This is a genomic window from Microcoleus sp. AT3-A2, assembly GCF_036705685.1.
Classification (GTDB): Bacteria; Cyanobacteriota; Cyanobacteriia; order Cyanobacteriales; family Microcoleaceae; genus Microcoleus.
In genome coordinates this window covers 1-18,042 of the sequence record NZ_JAUBVF010000044.1, presented here as the reverse complement: position 1 = coordinate 18,042, position 18,042 = coordinate 1, and the positions used below count along the sequence as shown (strand labels likewise).

Genomic DNA, 18,042 nt, shown 5'->3' with positions numbered 1-18,042 from the left:
TTATTGAAAGTCTCTGGGTTGTGCCTAAAAGCTCGATTGTTGATGATGTTGTGGCTGATTTTAAACACGCGACAGACTTCTGTTTTTTTCATCCCAGAAAGCTCTCAGGGCTTGGATGACTTTGTGACGTAGTAGATTGTAACTGTATGGTTTGGCCGTGAGGGGAGTGAACACTATTAAGACGAGGGACTATCTCTAGTATCTTTCCTAACAGCCTTGGCGACTGTTATATTATTTAAATTCAACCGACTTGATATGAATCTTGATTCATAACTCCGCTCAAAAATGGATACTTGCTTTCTGCCAGAAGTCGTAAGCAGCTCAATTTTTTATACCAAACTTTAATCTCCCAGATTCATCTGTGGAGTATATCTACAATCTACAATTTACAATCTACAATCAACTAAATTCCTTTAAGGAGCGATCGCCAATCCCGACAGCGTTTCAGGTAAATGCGAGCTACATGATCGCTGGGATTTGTTCGCAAACACTCTTCAAATAATTTTCCTGCTTCTCGGAATTCCTTCCGTTCGCACAGTAACATAGCTTCATTATATACAGACAAATTTGCTAGCTTTGCCGACAAACTTTCCGGCGGATCTGCATCAAATACCTCATAGACTACGACATATTGAGATTTTCCTTTTACCTGTACTTTATCCACAATTCTAATAGCATAATCTGTGGGATTTCGCAACCGTTCCAAAGTCTGCTGAGAAATTAATAGAGGTACGCCGTAATCTTTGGTCAGTCCTTCAATGCGAGATGCTAAATTAACAGCATCGCTAATCACAGTGCTGTCCATTCGGCTTGTACCCCCGACTGTCCCCAGCATCAAAGAACCGGAATTAATGCCAATGCCAATTTTAATCGGGACGTAGCCGACGCCTTGACGGTATTCGTTATAATTCTTCAGGATATTTAGCATTTCAATACCCGCTTTCACTGCATCATCTGCAAAGTCACTAAACAAAGCCATAATTGCATCGCCGATGTATTTGTCAATAAACCCGTTATTGCTAGTAATAGCAGACTCCATCCGTGAAAGGTAAGCGTTGATAAATTTAAAATTTTCTTGGGGAGTCATAGTTTCTGAAAGCGTCGTGAAGTCTCGAATATCCGAAAATAGCACCGACATTTCCTGCTGCACTTGGTCGCCTAAATGGACATCTATAATACTTTCATATCCCAACAGATTTAGAAATTGGTGTGGCACAAATCTGCCGTAGGCATCAGTTAAGTCTGATTCGGCATCCAGAGATTTTTCTAGATTTTGGTTGAGATCAAATAGTTTCTTAATAAATAAATGGCGATCGGCTTCAGCTTCTTTGCGTTCCGTGACATCTTGAAAAACTGCGATCGCAAAAGCAACGTTGCCACCATCGTCAAAAATTGGCGTTCCCCAAATCTCTAGGGGAACTTTCTTGTGGGGTTGATAAATTTCCAGATCATCAGCCGTCGCGTTTTCGCCCCTCAAAGCTCGGACGATCGGCAAATTCTCGAAAGGGTAAATAGTCTCAGTTCCCGCGATATAAATTTGATAACTTTCTGACAAATCCTCCACTGAATTTAAGGGCAAAGCTCCTTGGCCGAGTAACTGGTGCCCGGCGTTATTTACGTAGTAAGGTTGGCCTAGAGAATCCAGCACGAGCACACCTATGGGAATCGCTTCTAGAAATTGAGCTAGCTTAATTTCACCTTCGCGCACGGCCTCGAATGCGCGAGAGCGTAACTCAGTTTCAACCGTATCAGAATGTTCAGCAGTAGTTTCCAGCAAGATTTCCAGATCCGCTTTTTCCTCCTTCAAGTCTTCCACTTGCTGGCGCAATCTTTCTATCTCTAAAAGTAGCTGTTCTCTAGATGTTTGTTCTTCCAGCATAACTCGAGAATTGGCGCCTCGACTAACAAAAATTGCTCAACATCTCGCACCCTAAAATTAATCGTGTTTCTATATAAATTCCAACTGCAAACCAGGCATCAGGCGCTGGAAATTCCTCAAAGATTTACCGTGCCAAGCTATGCTTTGAGAGCCTTGTACCGCCATTTGCACCTTGGCTGTTTTGCGGATCTCGATAATAAACTTTGATAGCATATTGATGCCCGAACTGTTCAAAAATTCTAACTGCTGCAAATTGAGGGTAATTTTAGTCGGTTCCAAGTCGGCAACCTTGGTCAGAAACTGCGCTATCGGCGCGTACTCTGCAGGCCCGCTCAGCCTTAGAGATCCAATAAAAATCACGGTTGCCGTTGCTGGATCGTAACAGATCTCGTAATCTTCTGTATTAATTTCCATAGCCACACAAAAAAGTCCCTTAGATATTATCGATCGCCAGCGTTGCTTATACTGTTAATTGCACCATAGTTGTGACCGCAATTACTTCAGGGTCTTTGTGCAAAGTCTCGAATTTCCAGCCAAGTTTGGCGGTATAATCGGTGAGCATGGTCAACAAACCCAATCCAGAATTGGTACAGTTGTCGTCAGCAGCATTTTTTTCCAACCGCTGAAGGTAAAGTTCGCTTGGTTCCGAGGTCAGCAACTCCTGAATATAAGCCTGAAACTTTTCCACAGCTTGCGGAGAGATGCTGTTAGCAACTGAGAAAATCACTCCGTCGCTCTCTAATTGCAGTTTAATATCGATCGGGTACTCCGAGGTTTCATCATTAAACTTCATGGCATTTTCCAATAACTCGTTAGCAATGTAGCTAACAGCGCTTTTTATTTCAGCTTGTCTTTCAATTGTCGAGGGATCATCTTGATTTCCCGGAAAAAAACTCGTCAGGTAGTCAGCCAGAAAATCCGCTGACAAACCGTTGTTTCGCCACCGCTGCTTGAGAGGGACCGAACTCGGAGAAAATCCAATTATTAAGTATTCTTGGCTAGCTGGCTGCTCTATGAAATCGCCTAAAATGTTAATCATATCAATGTAAGAGCTAAAGTTTTAGATGAGGTACCCCAGTGAACATATTTTAAACTTTAGAATGGATATCCAAGTAGTTATTTTTGTTTGAGTACCAGCAATGTGATGTCGTCAAAAACTTTTTGTTCGTCGATATGCGATCGCACGTCCTTAATTACAGCGTGCCTGATTTCAGCAGCCGAGCGCTGCCAATTAATCTCTCTTACCTCAATTAACCTATCTAAACCATAAAGCAGTTTATCCATATTTTTAGCTTCCGTAATCCCGTCAGTGTACAGCACAACCACCTCTCCTGAATGCAAATGCACAATTTTTTCAGCAACAAATTCAGCAATATCTGCATCCAGCCCGATCTGGAAACCCAAATCGATTGTATCAAACCGCTCGACAGAACCGTTATATGATGTCCGATCGATTGACCATAATATCCCTACCGGGCGGGTTTTTGAGATTGTCAATTATTGGCAGATATTGGCAGGTTTACCCCCCCTACCTGATTTCGGGCGAAGCGAAGCGGAGGGAATCGACCGGACATGATATTACACCGCACGACAATCATTTCTTCATGCAGGCCGCTCAACTTCAGCATTCCTTGCTGATAGTCTAGCAAGGCAAGGCTGGCGTTTTTATCGCATTTCATCCGCTGCACATTATCGTAAATTACAATGTTAATAGCACTTAAAAATCTTACTGAGTCTGGTTCATTGTAGGCTAGCAAAGTTGGCACTGCCGTCTGAACCATAATCATTAAATACCGCTCTCAAATCCGTGTCCCGTCACATCCCCAATGCCGATTTTTACTCTACCGTTGTGTTGGAGTACATCGTAATAGTCGCCGCCTACTTCCTCAGCAGCTTGCATAAATCCCGCAATATCTAAGCCGATAAATTCCTTGAGTTCTCGGTCTTTCGGCAGTAGCATCTGCTGAATCTTGCGAATAACGTGTAGTTCGGCGCTCATTCGCATATTTTCAGCTTTTAGGCGATCGTTGAAAACAGTAATTTTGTGATTTGCACCAACTAAGGCATCGGCAATTTTGTTAAACGCACCCACAACTTGCCCCAGTTCCTCTCTGTTATCCAAAATAGTTTTTTGGGATAAATTTACACTGACCATCTTTTTTGATGTTTCATCAAGAGCAAATACAGTTTGCATAACTGCCCTGTAAGAAGACACAAATAGATGAATAACGATAGTTAATATTATTAACAGTAAAATAAAAATCAATTGTTTTCTGTTAATAAAAGCATCAATCCGGTGCTGAAAAATAAAATACAACTCATTTACTACAGTTTTATCGCCGAGTTGAAAACTTGTACTTAAAGCAAAATTGCTTCCAGTGATCTAGGTATAATATTTTAGTGATACCGTTTGATATATTGTTTTATCTAGTTGCTTAGTTACCTGCTTAACCAGAGAGTTTAATTTTATTAAATCCTCTGTTAATGCCGAGCGCAAATTACCCTGATGGTTATTGCTAAATGCTACCTCCATATTAATTTCCAAATCATTATTGATTTCTTTCAATCTGCTCGAAAGAGTAATTAGTTGCGCTCTTTCTTCTGGTGTGGCATCGGAACGCAGGCTAATTTTTTGAGAAATTTGCCTAATTTCTGACCAAAGTTTTTCCATTTCTGGAAGCTGACGCAAAGTAGCATTTATTAAATAATAGGTATCCAAATCTGGATCTGGAATTAGATTGCAAGTATCGCCGACGCGAGCGCTCAGTCTATCAACTTCTGTAGCTAAACGTTGATAGACAAAATCGTAATTTTCTAAACTCCACTGGCTGCGGCGAAGTTTTAAATCTTGCCAATCTTGATAAATATTATTAATTTTATCACTGAACATTAATATGTTTCCAAGCTGGCGAGCTGTATTAACCAGGAATTGAAAGTTTGCGTCCATCTTAGCTTCTAAATCTACTCTCGTATCTGGTAGGCTTAAATTTGTATTTAAACTCTGATAATTTAACAGTTGAAGTTTCGGTATATATTCCCTCAACTGGCGCCGGTCGCAGGTATTCATTATCGTAGATTTATTTTTGAGTAAAATCTACCCTGCTGTTAATTTCGGAAATCAACAGGTACATGACCAAGGTTAACGGTATTGCAAATAGAAAACCGATCAGGAGAAGTTTTTGAGGATAACTCAGCCGATTCATTAAATAGATTGCCAGGGATTTCCTGTTCATAATGGATAGATGTCAACAAAATTGTACTCAAAAAGTAGCCTTTGCTACTAAAGTAGTTGCGGGACTCTCGCTCTAGAAAACCACAATACTAATACAATTAATCAGCGATAGCTGATTTAATTTCTAATGCGTTTTTGTCCTATTGCAACAATTTTTGCGGCATCCCTGTGATATCCTTGGCTCAGCTCGCCTCCCACAGTCTAAAACACGTTTAGCAGTTTTGGAACGCAGAATAGTAATTTGTACTGAGAGTTGGGGGCAGGATTAGAGGCTTTTAAGAATATTTACTTAAGCATAAATTTTTCTTAATACCCTGAGACAAAAAGTAAAAATTAAGTAATAACTGGGTAGTGCAAGTTTCCTGAAACACAACTGCAGGCGGCGAGTAGAAAATACTTGCGCCGCACGCACCAGCAGTCAAATCGGTTCTGCACAAAGGAACCAATAGCACCAGCAATAGTGTCTAAATAAGTATCTGTAGTTGAGTGTTCAGGAGCGATCGCGCATTGTGTAAAGTGAGGCAGAGGGCATATTATGAAAAGAATCTCGAAAAATAAATTTCAAAAAAATAAAAACAGAGACCAAAAGCAACCCAATCCTGTAATCTTAGCTTTGGTGCTGACAGGGATTCTGGTATGGGAAATGTATCCGGCGCTAAGACACACCGCTGCGGCTAACGCGGGCGCCCTCAAAGATTCCTTTGCCCAGTTGGAAAGGCAACAGCAGCAAACCGCGCAGCAATTTTCCTCAGCCGCGGTGCCCCAAAACATCAGCTATTCAGTATTGGCACTCAATACTCTAATTTCCGAACCGGGCGTTTTGGTCGAGACGATGCGCCCAAATCCCCCGAACAAATTGCCCGCAACCGTAGCAGAAGCAGTTCGCCGAGAGTTGTCGGACTCCACTGGCATTGCTGCTGACAAGTTGAAAGTAACTGAATCGAGCGGACAAAGTTGGCCGAATACTTGTTTAGGACTCGCGAAAACGGATGAAATTTGCGGTCAAATGATTGTCGAAGGTTGGCGGGTTGTGGTTTCTGATGGTAGTCAAACTTGGGTTTACCGTACTAATGCTAGGGGAAATATCTTGCGTTTGGAAAAAAAGTTAGTTAAGTAAATGTACCCATGTGAAATCAAAAATAAACTTCCTTTTGGAACAGGCATCTTGCCTGTTCCACAAAGAGTGAGTTTTCTTGTGGGTGGTTTCTTGTGGGGAGTAGGGGTTGGGCTTCTAGCCCGCCCCTTGCTTTAATTTGGGAGTTGGTTTCTTTCGATGATGCCGCCGCCTAATAGCACATCGCCGTCATACCAAACAGCCGCTTGTCCGGGGGTAATGCTCAACTGCGGTTCGTCAAAAATCAACTTAACTCTTGTACCGCCGGCTTTTTCCTCTGCTTGGGAGGATTCCACCGGAATAATTGTAGCCGGGACGGGTTGCGATCGATATCGAATCTGTACCTGAGCCCGAATCGGAGCCGTCGGTGCAGCCACAGAAACCCAATTCACTTTCTGGACTGTACACTCAGATTCTACTGCCAACTGTCGATCGCCCACAATTACCCGATTGCCAGTAGCATCGAGTTCAATCACGTACAGCGGTTCCGGTGCAGCAATACCGAGTCCCTTCCGCTGGCCGATGGTGTAGTGGTGCACGCCGTCGTGCTGTCCGAGCACCCGCCCTGACTTGTCCACAATGTCACCCTTTTGCGGCGCAATGTACTTGTCCAGAAAAGCCCGCATCGAACCGTTACTTTCAACCAAACACAAATCCTGACTTTCCGGCTTATCAGCAGTTGTCAAGCCAAATTCCGTCGCAATTCTGCGAGTTTCTGTCTTGGTAATTTCCCCCAAAGGAAATTCCGTACCCGCCAACAAATCCTGTGTTAAATCATACAAGAAATAAGACTGATCTTTCGCCGGGTCGATCGCCCGCAGCAACTGATAGCGACCCGTAGCAGCATCGTAAGTAATCCGAGCGTAGTGGCCTGTAGCGATTTTTTCAATTCCGAGTTCTTCGCGAGCAAACTTAAGCATCGGCCCGAACTTCACAGTTTTATTGCACTGCGAACAAGGCAAAGGCGTAACTCCTGCACTGTAACCCTCCACCAAATAATCGACAATACTTGCCTGAAAGACCTCGCGGCTGTCAACAATGTGGTGGGGAACGCCCAAATCTTCGCAAATTTTAGCGGCATCGACCATTCCCTCAGAGCAGCACTGACCTTTGCCCTTCATCAACCACAGCGTTAAACCCACCACTTCATATCCCTGATGGTGTAAAATTGCGGCTGCTGCGGAACTATCGACCCCGCCGGAGAGGCCTACAACAATCTTGTTCATGGTTGGGGAGAAATTGCTATTTTACGGTTACTTTGTTCGATCGAGCTAATTTATTATACCACAAGTATACTACAACTTGCCACTGCTGCTGTTAGCTGAAATTTTAGCACTAATATGACTATTCAAAAATTTGTTGTCACCGCCGACCAAATGCGGCAAATAGAAACCAGAATCTTTGCTGCTGGAATGCCAGTCGCAGCTTTAATGGAAAAAGTCGCGGGACTGATTGCCCTACGCATTCAGGAGCTTTTGAAAGCGGAACGAAGTTCGGCAAGCAGTGTACGGGATTTAAGGGATAGAAGGAAAAGGGAAGAAGGGAAAAATCTTGTTAATTCTCAATTGCCAGTTATCGGCGTATTGGTTGGGCCCGGACACAACGGCGGCGATGCTTTGGTTGTTGCCCGCGAATTGCACTTTCAAGGATTCCAAGTAGTTATTTACTGCCCGTTTTCTAAACTAAAAGAGCTAACAAAAAATCACGCTGATTATGCGAGTTCTTTAAATATTCCATTTGTTGATAAAATTGAACTGCTGAAAAACTGCGATTTACTCGTAGATGGTTTATTTGGCTTTGGATTAGAACGAGAAATTACTAACGCCACAGCAGCCGCGATTGACGAAATAAATAATTTAAATATCCCCATTTTAAGTATAGACCTTCCATCGGGAATTAATACAGATACCGGAGAAGTTTTGGGAACGGCAATTCGGGCCAAACATACATTATGTTTGGGTTTGTGGAAAATGGCATTTCTGCAAGATAGAGCGTTAGAATATATCGGGAGTTCCGAATTAATTGATTTTGATATTCCCGCACCAGATATTGCAGCAATATTGGGTGAAAAGCCAGCAATACAACGCATTACAGAAGCCTCGGCAACTCAGCATTTGCCGTTACCCCGATCGCCAATTTCGCACAAATACACTAACGGTCACTTACTAATTATTGCAGGTTCCCGCCGCTACAGCGGAGCCGCAATTTTGGCAGCATTGGGAGCAAGAGCTAGCGGCATCGGAATGCTGTCAATTGCTGTTCCTGAGTCGATTAAATCGATGTTGAGCAGCCAGTTGCCAGAGGCATTAGTTATAGGATGTCCCGAAACCCAGAGCGGTGCAATTAGCGAATTGCCAGTAGCAATTGATTTGAGTACCTATGATGCGATCGCCGCAGGGCCAGGTCTGACATTGGAAGCCGCAATAGCTGTAGAATCTGTACTGGAGAGCGATCGACCTCTGGTGTTAGATGCTGACGGTTTAAATATCCTCGCTCAACTCGGCACAGTCCCGATTTTGTCCGAACGCCCAGCACTGACAATTATCACGCCTCATCCGGGCGAATTCAAGCGTTTATTTCCCGAATTAGCCGAGCAAACCGGCGATGATCGAATTGCCACAACTCAAGCAGCAGCTCAGCTTTGCGGCGCAACGATATTGCTCAAAGGAGCCAGAGTGTGCATAAGTTGGAAGGATGAGGGCGATTCCCTACGGGATAGTGACGCTTCACGTACCATCACCTACCTCAATCCCGAAAGCACCCCAGCCCTCGCCAGAGGCGGCAGCGGCGACGTTCTCACCGGCTTGTTAGGGGGACTATTAGCAAGTGCGATCGCACGCAAATCCCCCCCCGAATCAGTTGCTGCAACAGCAGTTTGGTGGCACGCTCAAGCCGGAATCCTGGCGGCCAAAGAACGGACGGAATTAGGAGTAGATGCCTTTACTTTGACACAGTATTTAATTCCAGCTTTGCGAGAATTTTCTTAGCAAACAATCAACATGAGTTGGTATAGTGCGTACCCCGCATCTTTGTATTGGGTAGGTGTGCACCGCGCACCTTACCCCTTGGTTAGTATTGGCAACGGAACTCATCATCAAAATATTACAACTTGCATTCCTTACGACAAACCAACGGGTAACTCAAACGAGTGACACTCACATGAGTGACACTCCAAAAAGTGACTGTGCATCCACAAATCCCAGCAGTTATACCTGAAATATCAAAGACCAAAACTTAAATATTGAGAGGAACCACATTATGTACACCGAAGAAAGAAGCTTGAACAATGAAACTATGGCTCTCGTCGCCGATACTACTGCTCAATCAACTCTGGCATTTGCTGAAACCACGGGAGTAAACAAACCTACTTTACAAATGGGTTCAACAGGCCAAGCTGTCAAGGAACTACAACAGCTTCTATATCATTGGGCATATTATTTTGGCCCGATTGACGGTATCTTCGGCGTCCAAGTTCAAAACGCGGTCAAAGGCTATCAACACCGCGTCTTTTTAAAAGAAGATGGGATTGTCGGCCCTATCACTTGGGAAGCACTATACTCTGGTGCACCTGTGAATATGCCGATCGTCATGAAGGGCAGTTCTGGTAATGCTGTTAAAATAGTTCAGAATGTCTTGAAAATCAATGGATACTATTTCGGTGCGATTGACGGATTCTTCGGGGCGATGACAGATGTAGCAGTGCGACAATTACAACTCAGCCAGGCTTTACCGCAAGATGGAATTGTCGGCTACAGAACTTGGCACGCCCTCAGCAAGTTACCGCACTAATGACGGGTTGGATTAATATCTATTTCGGTTGTACGAGCGAAATGACTGTTGACTGTTTACTCGGTGTTGAAAAACTGAATGGTTGAGTGTTGACTGTTTACTCGATCTTATTATGCCGATGCAACCGGAAACGATACCACTTTCAGTTATGGCAAAAAATCGGTAGTTCAATTAGGGATTGAGGCTTTGCCTAAGTCCCTAATTCTCGTTAAGGGGAAGACAGTGCGCGGGAAGGGCGATTAAGAGCGGGATAGCTTCGCTTCACGCAAATTCTGTTACCGTTCCCGGCGATGAAAAATATTCTCAACTTCCCTGTGTTTTTTTGTTAGTATATCGCGTAGGAAATGGGGAGTCACAATTCGGTTTATTTCCCTTCAGCTTTAGTTGTAAAGAGTTGCACTCAGAAAATTATTATTCAGATAATTAGGTAACAAGACTTACCGATGGGAGGCTTATTCCCGGTTTATACAAAAAATTCCAGGTTGAGTAACGAGAAATCTAGAAATCAACCGGGTTTTTAAGCCAAGCGCACGCAAGTCCCGAACTAGCCTTTGATGAACTTTTCTAATTTTTGAGCCATCTTCTCGACAATTCCCTCCGAAGTATCTCCCGCCGATGATTCAGCTTCAATACGCTTGACCACATCCTCTGAAAGATTCAGCAACTGCACTAATTTTTGATAAGCTGCGGCTTCTTCAGCGTTAATTCTTGGTTCGTCGGGAGTACGAGAACTAGAGGAAATCACTTCATAGCCGAGTTGCAAGACTAATTCCTTTTCATCTTGAGTTTCTAGTTGACCGATCAACTCATCAAGGGGAATATTTTGCATGATGTAATCCCGCAGTTCTTGTTGCATTTGTTGTCCGTCGGTATCTGGGGCAAACAAACGACAAAAGCGATCGAGCATTAAATTAACTTCTTCTGTGGCCAGTTCGCCGTCAGCCCAGGCCATAGAAGCAACAATTCTCAGCAGATTCATTTGGCGGGGCGTAATTGATGGAGGAGGTGGGGTTTGCATAATCAAAATGGGTAATGGGGAATTGGGAATGGGCAATTGGGAATTGGGAATTGGGAATTGGGAATTGAGCCTGATTCCTTCTTGTCTTTTCTTTCCCGTTCCCCTTCATTTATGTCACAATTTCGATAGAGGAACTCCCAGCCATCCAGTAAAGTTTTGTTTCTGAATAGCGGTGGGCTGTTCCACTGGCACGATCGAGTAACGCGTCGGGCGCGGCGGGGCGAGAGTAACAGGACAAGTCCGCAGTTCGTCTTGGTGAAAAACTGTCACCGAGACGATATCCCCAGGCTTGAAATCTTTTAGTCTCTCGCCCGCTTGTTCTGAATTTACCCGAAAACCTTCGATCGCCAGCAACTCGTCTCCAGCATCAATTCCGGCCAATTGTGCCGGAGATCCTACTTCGACAAATTTAACCATTTCCCGCCCGTTTTCCGTTCCCAACGTCCAACCGATTCGAGGTGTTTCGCTAGTTTCACTTGCGGTAAGTTCCAGCCCGAAAGGTTCCAGATACTTGTTGTAAGGCAACTCTTCTGTACCGTCTATATAGCGCGCAAAAAAGTCGCTCAAATCAATGCCGGCGATCGACTCGATCGCACTTTGCAACTGTTCGGGAGTAAAGCCTATTTCTGCTGCTGGCAGCGAAGGAGAATATAACTCTCCGTTTGAGGTTAAATGCGCCGATTTGCCATCCGTTTCCGACTTCAGCTCAAAACCGCCGTTTCCAGCCGAATTAGCATTGCCAAACTGCTGCCACATCAAACGCATCACATCGTCGAGCGAGCGATCGTTGCCGTGTCTGGCTCGAATCAACAAATCGAGCAAAAACGATACAACTTCCCCTTTCAAATAATAGGAAATCTGCGAGTTGTCGCTATTAGCATCCCGGCGATAAAGTTTAATCCAAGCATCCCAGCTCGACTCGCTCAGAGGCTGCACACTCCGCCCCGGAGTCGTCTGCAAGCGAGTAATTTCCTTAGCTATACCTTGGAAAAAACCTTTAACGCTGTAGAGACCCGATCGAAAAGGAATCACCAAATCGTAATAACTGGTAGTGCCTTCAGAGAACCATAAAGAAGGAGTGTAATTTTCTTTTTCGTAGTCAAATACTTCGAGAGCTTTCGGTCGAATGCGCTTGACATTCCAGAGGTGAAAAAACTCGTGAGCTACCAACTGAATAAAGCGTTCATACTTTTCCTTAGCCCGAAAACCAAAACGCGGATAGTTGAGAGTACAACTCTCCTTATGTTCCAAACCGCCAAAACCAGAGCCGGACAAATGCAGGAAAAACACATAGCGTTCGTAAGGCAAACCGCCGAACATTTTTGCCTCGACTTCTATCACTTTTTGGATGTCTCGAATCGTGCGTTCTGGTTCTAAATTACCTTTTCCCCAAACAACTAGCTGGTGGGGTTTTCCCATCACTTCAAAATCGTATACTTCGTGACAGCCAATCTCAAAAGGACTGTCTACGAGAGTGTCAAAATCCGCTGCAGCGAAAGTAAGATTTTGGCCAGAAACAGGTGGCAAAGTAGTAACTGTGCGCCATTCGGGCTGCGGCGGCACAACGGTTACGGTATAACAGTTGCTCTCAAAACCGGACAAGAAAAAGCACAAAGCCGCCGGATTGAAATAACCGTGAGTCGAGTCTAGATGATTGGTTCGCACTGTCAGTTCGTTGGCAAAAATGCGGTAGAAAACCGTGACATCTGACACCGAAGTTGTCTCGATTTGCCAGTGATTTTTGCTGAGCTTGCGCCAAGGTAAAGCACGTGAAGCGTAGCTATCCCGTAGGGAATCGCCCGCCTGGGAGCTAAAATCTTGCAGGTGGCGGGCGTACTCTCGAACCAAGTAAGAACCGGGAGTCCAGACAGGCATTTTTAAATCCAGAACCGGCTTCGACCAACCTTGCACGCGCAAAGTCACTTCAAACAGGTGGGATTCCGGATTCGGCATCGCCACCGAATATTGAATTGTCGGTGCTGTTAGTTGCCCCTGACGGTTGTCGGCAGCCGACGAGGTATCCAAAGAAGTAACATCAGTCATTGACTTGCCAAATTAATCAAGTGCTTGAGGTTGATCAAATGGATAGTTTGGCGGTCTGGATCGATTTTGATCCAACCTTTACTATCGAGTTTTTCCATAATTTTGCTGGTTTCATCTAGGGTGATATCTGTGACATCAGCTAAGTCTTCATAAGGAATATTGAAGATCTCTTTGCCCTCAGCAGTTTTCTGACCGTAGTTTTCTGCCAGCTCGACTAAAGTATTTGCTAGTTTAACCGCTGGCTGGCGGTTTCGGAGTTGATAGCGGTGATTGGTTTGGCGGAGCCGCCGCACCATCAGTTGCAGCATCCGGTGGTGCAATTGCGGGTCTTTAAACAGGGTTTGGATAAATCGCTGAGCTGTGACGCTGAGAAGTCGCACGGGCGATAGAGCAAGCACGTCATTCGATCGAGGAGATTCGTCCAGAATGGCCATTTCGCCGAAGAAGGCACCCCGTCCTAAAATAGCCATTGATACAGCTCGATCGTTTGACAAGCGGCGGACTTTTACCCAGCCAGACACGACAAAGTAAATCGCGTTGCCCCAAGAATCCTCCATCACCACAGCTCGGCCCGGGGGATACTCATGCTTGACGGCATTTGATAGCAGCCCTCCCAAGGTTTCTGGGTTAGCACCCTTAAATAGAGGGAATAGCTCACTGAAAGCTTCTGTCTTCATCAAAAAAATGGGTAGAAACTCCGTCCTTCAGGACGGCTTTATATTGTCTTTTTTTGATTACTACCGCCTTGGGACTGGTTGGCTCGGTGTGCTTTTGTGTTGCACTTTCAGCGGGACAATTACCGCCTCAAACTTCCCAGCCCTGTACGCATAGTGTTTTGCTCTTTCGAGCCTCCCTTTCGGGGTGATGTTAGCCTGCGCCTTGGTTTAGTGAGCTTGTTGGGCCCAAAGCACTGCCCCAGTGACATTAGGGCTGTTTAACCTTCAGCGACAGAGCCCAAAACTGGCTTCGCATTCAAGGAGTGTCGTGACTCAAAAAACGTAGTCAGTTAAGACGATAGCCCGTCAGAATGGCTTGTCAGATTACTCTTCCAAGCCTCACGCCTGATAGCTGAGGTTCCTGACGCAAACTCGCGGAGGTGGGAAATATGATTAGGCGACACCCAACAGCTAGGGAACGATCAATGTTTGGGAACACAAACAATCCGTTGCTCCTTTAATTGATGATAAGGGTGCAGAGGCCCGGTTCACGTAAAATTGGCAGATTCTTTAATCTTAAACGGGTTTACAAGCCTGCCACTGCCTGTTGAACTTTGCCCAACAGAGGTTCTATGTATTCCGGCCAGCCGATCGCGATTGACTGCGTGTGGGCCAGAGTCTCCGGCTCGATCGCATCTTTAGTCCACCTCAGCGGTTGACCTTGCAAGTCGCAACAAACCAATCCGGCTGCTTTTGCTAAAGCCAGAGGACCGGCGGTATCCCACACTTTAACTCTGCCGTTGAGATATAGGTACAAACCAGCTCGACCGAAGATAACTTCCATCACTTTTAAGCCAAAGCTGCCCAGCGAGTAAAATTCGGCTCCGGGGATGCTTTGGGCGATCGCCTGGGCGTAGTTTTTCTGGTCTTTGTCTCCGAGAATAATTTTACAATTTTCCGCTGTCGGAGCCGTGGGTTTGCATAGGGCGATCGGCTGCGGCGCTTGGGTTCCGACACTTTGGAACAATCCCCAATCTTTGCCCCCAAAATACATTTGGTCAAAAGCCGGGGCGTAGAGCCAGCCGGCCACGGGTTCCCCTTCAAGCAGCAGCCCCACCATCGAAGCGTAGTGCAGTTTTCCCCGAATAAATTCTTCAGTCCCGTCGAGGGGATCGATGCACCAGAGGCGCTGGTAATTGGCGCGGTAAGCTGCTCTGGAGGCGAGGTTTTCCTCCGTGATTCTGCCGTCTTCAGGAAACAAAGCGCTAAATGCTGCTGATAGCTGTCGGTCTAGGTATTGATCTATACTCGTTACGTAGTCGTTGGGCCCTTTCTCGCAAACTTCAAAAGGTTGGGCTGCGAGCTTGTAAGCTTCTTGACCGCACTCGCGCAGGGTGTAGCGAATTTTTTGATCTTGCTCTGGAGAAATATACATGAGGTTAAACATAAATTTTTTAGCTAACTTCAGCATAAAAGCTTAAGTCCTTGGAATCGATCGGCGCGTTTCACTGTTTTTGACTCGTACAGGATCTGCGCGCGGGTGTCGAGAAACCCGGTTTCCTAACCATCAGGGTCGTTGGTATAGCCCCAGACAGGATTCGTGGAACTCAAAAAATTTTTAGACACTAAGCAGATACTAAGCTTTCCCGTATCTAAATTGTATTTTTGGGGCGGGCGAGACACCCCACAATAATGTCATCAAACTTGACTATAAAATTTAAATGCGCCTTAGCTTACTAGATTTATCTGTTTTAAAATCTACAATCTAAAACCCAGTGACCGATCGCACCAGCACGTTCAACAGTAAAGGAGAATAGTTTGAAATACCATTTGGCATTAGGTCGCAAAATAGACCTAGATGGAATTGACCGCGATGCAAAACTCGGCAAATGCCCTCGCCACGTCCTGCGAACCCTCAGAGACCGCTTAAATGCCACCGTTCATGCCCCGGATGGCGAAACGATATCGTTGAGCGACAAGCTGCGCTCAAAAATTTCTTCTAAACCCGAACATTGGGCCGCCGCGCGCAAATTGTCCAAGCAAGTCAGCAGCGACGACGTAATATTTTGTAACGGCGGTGACATTGGTGTTCCAGTGGCGGCGGTGTGTGGTCAATTGCCCGATCGCCCGAAAATTGTTGTATTTTTCCACAATATCGATCGGCCGCGCGGCCGCCTCGCCCTGAAACTATTCGGTTTGGCTGACAAAATTGACGTATTCATTGTCAATGCCCGCCCTCAAATAAACTTCCTCCGCAGCTATTTAGCTATACAATCGCGCATTTTAGTGCTTCTAGAACAGACAGACACCCAATTTTTCACACCTGGCCCAGCTTCTGGCGAGAAAAAGCGGCAAACAGTTGTTAGCGTCGGATTAAGTAGTCAAACAAAATTAATTACACAAACAGCTAATATTATATAATAGAAATATTAAGTTGTCTTCAAAGAGGCTTTATATGTTTTTACTTCGAGATATCAATCCACTTTCCTTGAAATTGCTAAACCGAATTTATCGAGAAAGCAGACATCATCAAGTGCGCCAAAGAGCACATTTTTTAATTTTAGCCTCACAAAATCTCACAAATGAAAATTTAATGAAAATCTTTAAAGTTAGTTATAAGACCATGTATAACTGGTTAAATCGATGGGAACATGAGGGAATGCTCGGATTATATAATAAACCAGGTAGAGGCAGAAAAGAAACATTTAATTCCGCACAATCAGATCAAATTAGAGACTGGGTAAAATTGCAACCAAAACAATTAAAGCAAGTAGTACAAAAAATCAAAAAAGAATGGTCTGTCAATATAAGTACAGAAACAATTAAGAGAATAATTAAAAAAAAGCATGAGTTGGCATAGGATGCGTCGAGGTGTTGGCGGCAAGCCAGATCCCATAGAATACCAGGAAAAAAAAGAAAAGTTGTCAAAATTAAAACAATTAGAAGATGAGGGAAAAATTGATTTATACTATTTGGATGAATCCGGATTTTGTGGCATCCCTTGTGTCCCTTATGGATGGCAAGATATTGGTGAATATTTGTCAATTGATAGTGGGTGCATCTCACTTTGGCAAATGTGTCAAAAAAGAGATAAAATGAAAAAGCTAGTAAAATCGTTAAATAAATATGAGGCAAATAAAATGACACCATCAGACCAACAACAGCTAAAAGCCCACTTAAAAGCGGTAGCAGAAATTTTTTACAGAAATACAGATCCAACCGAGTTAAAAAGTTTTGAAAGTATAGAAAAATCAGTCCGTCAGAAAATGTTATCAGAAGTTGGTCCAGAAATAGGGAAATTTTTTTTTCAGCAGTATCAGGAATTAAAACAGGAAAGCCCAGAAAAATAAAATCAATAATCGGCTCGCTCGACATTACAGATAATCAGGCAAAATATTTTGACTTAAAAGCTTACAGTCAATTTAGTCCACTCATGGAAAATTGCTGTCTTTTAATCAGTGCCAATGAATCTTATCAAATGGCAGAAAAAGATTTAGAAAAATTGACGGGAATAAAAATTTCTCACAGTACATTACAAAGATTAGTCAAGAGACAAGAATTTGAATTGCCTACATCTCAACAAGGAGTCAAAGAAATTACATTAGATGGCGGTAAAGTTAGATTACGCAACGAAACCAAGGGCGAGAGCTGTTACTGGAAAGACTATAAAGCCGTGTGTTTAGATAATGTTTATTCGGGAGCATTTTTTCAAAACAATCAAGATTTAATTGATTGGACTAATAGCCAAAAATTACTACATCCTATGTATTGCCTAGGGGACGGTCATGCCGGGATTTGGAACATATTTAAAGAAATTGGAGACAATGAACAAAGACAAGAAATCTTAGATTGGTATCATCGAACAAGAAAATCTCTACAAGGTAGGGGGTTCAATAAAACGATTGAAATCAGCAGAAACTATGTTGTGGAAAGGCAAAGTTGATGAAGTTATAAAATTATTTAAAAACTTTAAAGGTCAAGCATTTAAAACGTTTTGCAATTATTTAGAAACTCATCGCTGCCGAATAGTTAATTACCAATACTACAAAGAAGAATCCATAAGTTCGATTGGTTCGGGAACAATTGAATCACTAATTAAGCGCATTGGATTAAGGGTGAAAATATCGGGAGCGCAATGGAAGATTGAGAACGTTTCGTCTATCCTTGCTCTTCGCTGTGCTTATCTCAACGGTCAACTTTCAATTTGATGTATTTGCCAAACTGAGATGCACCCATTGATAGTCGTAGAACAAAGCGTTTAAATGTCTTGGGAATCATGAATCGGCAAAACAACCTTCATGCTTATGTTTC

At 44.0% G+C, this 18,042-nt stretch carries 14 protein-coding genes and 2 pseudogenes; 6 read left to right on the top strand and 10 right to left on the bottom strand.

The features are described from left to right. Nucleotides 1-403: 403 nt before the first annotated feature. The 5 genes and pseudogenes from QUB37_RS21100 to QUB37_RS21070 form a co-directional block, all read right to left on the bottom strand. Nucleotides 404-1,879 carry an adenylate/guanylate cyclase domain-containing protein gene (locus QUB37_RS21100; RefSeq protein ID WP_333165728.1) on the bottom strand — a complete coding sequence of 492 codons (1,476 nt, stop codon included), beginning with the start codon at nt 1,877-1,879 and terminating at the stop codon, nt 404-406. Between the two features lie 69 nt (nt 1,880-1,948). Further along, nucleotides 1,949-2,293: a slr1659 superfamily regulator gene (locus QUB37_RS21095; RefSeq protein WP_333165726.1), complete on the bottom strand. Its 345-nt coding sequence runs from the start codon at nt 2,291-2,293 to the stop codon at nt 1,949-1,951. A 46-nt stretch (nt 2,294-2,339) separates the two neighbouring features. Then, complete coding sequence (locus tag QUB37_RS21090) at nt 2,340-2,918, bottom strand: DUF6272 family protein (RefSeq protein WP_333165724.1); 579 nt, start codon at nt 2,916-2,918, stop codon at nt 2,340-2,342. 77 nt (nt 2,919-2,995) lie between these two features. After that, a pseudogene (locus QUB37_RS29900) lies at nt 2,996-3,941 on the bottom strand (PP2C family protein-serine/threonine phosphatase); the annotation flags it as partial. Nucleotides 3,942-4,262: 321 nt separating this feature from the next. Then, nucleotides 4,263-4,946, bottom strand: coding sequence for a hypothetical protein (locus tag QUB37_RS21070; protein ID WP_333165716.1), 684 nt, complete (start codon nt 4,944-4,946; stop codon nt 4,263-4,265). A 700-nt stretch (nt 4,947-5,646) separates the two neighbouring features. On the opposite strand from QUB37_RS21070, the gene QUB37_RS21065 reads away from it, so the two are divergent. Next, nucleotides 5,647-6,228 (top strand): hypothetical protein, encoded by a 582-nt coding sequence (locus QUB37_RS21065; protein WP_333165714.1) that lies wholly within the window; start codon nt 5,647-5,649, stop codon nt 6,226-6,228. Between the two features lie 131 nt (nt 6,229-6,359). Here the strand turns inward: QUB37_RS21065 and mnmA are convergent, their stop codons facing one another. Further along, nucleotides 6,360-7,451: a tRNA 2-thiouridine(34) synthase MnmA gene (gene mnmA, locus QUB37_RS21060; RefSeq protein WP_333165712.1), complete on the bottom strand. Its 1,092-nt coding sequence runs from the start codon at nt 7,449-7,451 to the stop codon at nt 6,360-6,362. A 114-nt stretch (nt 7,452-7,565) separates the two neighbouring features. Here mnmA and QUB37_RS21055 point away from each other — a divergent pair, with 114 nt between their 5' ends. Then, complete coding sequence (locus QUB37_RS21055) at nt 7,566-9,212, top strand: NAD(P)H-hydrate dehydratase (protein ID WP_333165709.1); 1,647 nt, start codon at nt 7,566-7,568, stop codon at nt 9,210-9,212. A gap of 271 nt (nt 9,213-9,483) precedes the next feature. Beyond that, the gene (locus QUB37_RS21050; protein WP_333165707.1) at nt 9,484-10,014 is read left to right on the top strand and encodes a peptidoglycan-binding protein; all 531 of its coding nucleotides are present in this window, start codon (nt 9,484-9,486) and stop codon (nt 10,012-10,014) included. A gap of 544 nt (nt 10,015-10,558) precedes the next feature. On the opposite strand, the gene QUB37_RS21045 is transcribed toward QUB37_RS21050, so the two are convergent. The 4 genes from QUB37_RS21045 to QUB37_RS21030 form a co-directional block, all read right to left on the bottom strand. After that, nucleotides 10,559-11,032, bottom strand: a complete 474-nt coding sequence (locus QUB37_RS21045; protein WP_333165705.1) for a TerB family tellurite resistance protein — start codon at nt 11,030-11,032, stop codon at nt 10,559-10,561. A 114-nt stretch (nt 11,033-11,146) separates the two neighbouring features. Next, on the bottom strand, nt 11,147-13,075 hold the full coding sequence (locus QUB37_RS21040; RefSeq protein WP_333165704.1) for a M61 family metallopeptidase: 1,929 nt from the start codon (nt 13,073-13,075) through the stop codon (nt 11,147-11,149). Then, nucleotides 13,072-13,752, bottom strand: a complete 681-nt coding sequence (locus QUB37_RS21035; protein WP_333165702.1) for a Crp/Fnr family transcriptional regulator — start codon at nt 13,750-13,752, stop codon at nt 13,072-13,074. Before QUB37_RS21035 ends, QUB37_RS21040 begins: the two co-directional genes overlap by 4 nt. Before the next feature lie 565 nt (nt 13,753-14,317). After that, nucleotides 14,318-15,178, bottom strand: a complete 861-nt coding sequence (locus tag QUB37_RS21030) for an inositol monophosphatase family protein (RefSeq protein WP_333165700.1) — start codon at nt 15,176-15,178, stop codon at nt 14,318-14,320. A gap of 371 nt (nt 15,179-15,549) precedes the next feature. Here QUB37_RS21030 and QUB37_RS21025 point away from each other — a divergent pair, with 371 nt between their 5' ends. From QUB37_RS21025 to QUB37_RS21015, 3 genes and pseudogenes are all read left to right on the top strand, one after another. Next, nucleotides 15,550-16,152: a hypothetical protein gene (locus tag QUB37_RS21025; protein ID WP_333165698.1), complete on the top strand. Its 603-nt coding sequence runs from the start codon at nt 15,550-15,552 to the stop codon at nt 16,150-16,152. 34 nt (nt 16,153-16,186) lie between these two features. Continuing rightward, nucleotides 16,187-16,591 carry a helix-turn-helix domain-containing protein gene (locus tag QUB37_RS21020; RefSeq protein ID WP_333165696.1) on the top strand — a complete coding sequence of 135 codons (405 nt, stop codon included), beginning with the start codon at nt 16,187-16,189 and terminating at the stop codon, nt 16,589-16,591. 280 nt (nt 16,592-16,871) lie between these two features. Further along, nucleotides 16,872-17,939 (top strand): annotated as a pseudogene (locus QUB37_RS21015) (ISKra4 family transposase). Nucleotides 17,940-18,042: the final 103 nt, after the last annotated feature.

What these genes read in the sequence shown, in the direction of transcription:
- mnmA (WP_333165712.1), bottom strand. Translation starts at nt 7,451, where the DNA reads ATGAACAAGATTGTTGTAGGCCTCTCCGGCGGGGTCGATAGTTCCGCA.
- QUB37_RS21095 (WP_333165726.1), bottom strand. Translation starts at nt 2,293, where the DNA reads ATGGAAATTAATACAGAAGATTACGAGATCTGTTACGATCCAGCAACG.
- QUB37_RS21100 (WP_333165728.1), bottom strand. Translation starts at nt 1,879, where the DNA reads ATGCTGGAAGAACAAACATCTAGAGAACAGCTACTTTTAGAGATAGAA.
- QUB37_RS21035 (WP_333165702.1), bottom strand. Translation starts at nt 13,752, where the DNA reads ATGAAGACAGAAGCTTTCAGTGAGCTATTCCCTCTATTTAAGGGTGCT.
- QUB37_RS21040 (WP_333165704.1), bottom strand. Translation starts at nt 13,075, where the DNA reads ATGACTGATGTTACTTCTTTGGATACCTCGTCGGCTGCCGACAACCGT.
- QUB37_RS21055 (WP_333165709.1), top strand. Translation starts at nt 7,566, where the DNA reads ATGACTATTCAAAAATTTGTTGTCACCGCCGACCAAATGCGGCAAATA.
- QUB37_RS21070 (WP_333165716.1), bottom strand. Translation starts at nt 4,946, where the DNA reads ATGAATACCTGCGACCGGCGCCAGTTGAGGGAATATATACCGAAACTT.
- QUB37_RS21050 (WP_333165707.1), top strand. Translation starts at nt 9,484, where the DNA reads ATGTACACCGAAGAAAGAAGCTTGAACAATGAAACTATGGCTCTCGTC.
- QUB37_RS21030 (WP_333165700.1), bottom strand. Translation starts at nt 15,178, where the DNA reads ATGTTTAACCTCATGTATATTTCTCCAGAGCAAGATCAAAAAATTCGC.
- QUB37_RS21045 (WP_333165705.1), bottom strand. Translation starts at nt 11,032, where the DNA reads ATGCAAACCCCACCTCCTCCATCAATTACGCCCCGCCAAATGAATCTG.
- QUB37_RS21090 (WP_333165724.1), bottom strand. Translation starts at nt 2,918, where the DNA reads ATGATTAACATTTTAGGCGATTTCATAGAGCAGCCAGCTAGCCAAGAA.
- QUB37_RS21020 (WP_333165696.1), top strand. Translation starts at nt 16,187, where the DNA reads ATGTTTTTACTTCGAGATATCAATCCACTTTCCTTGAAATTGCTAAAC.
- QUB37_RS21065 (WP_333165714.1), top strand. Translation starts at nt 5,647, where the DNA reads ATGAAAAGAATCTCGAAAAATAAATTTCAAAAAAATAAAAACAGAGAC.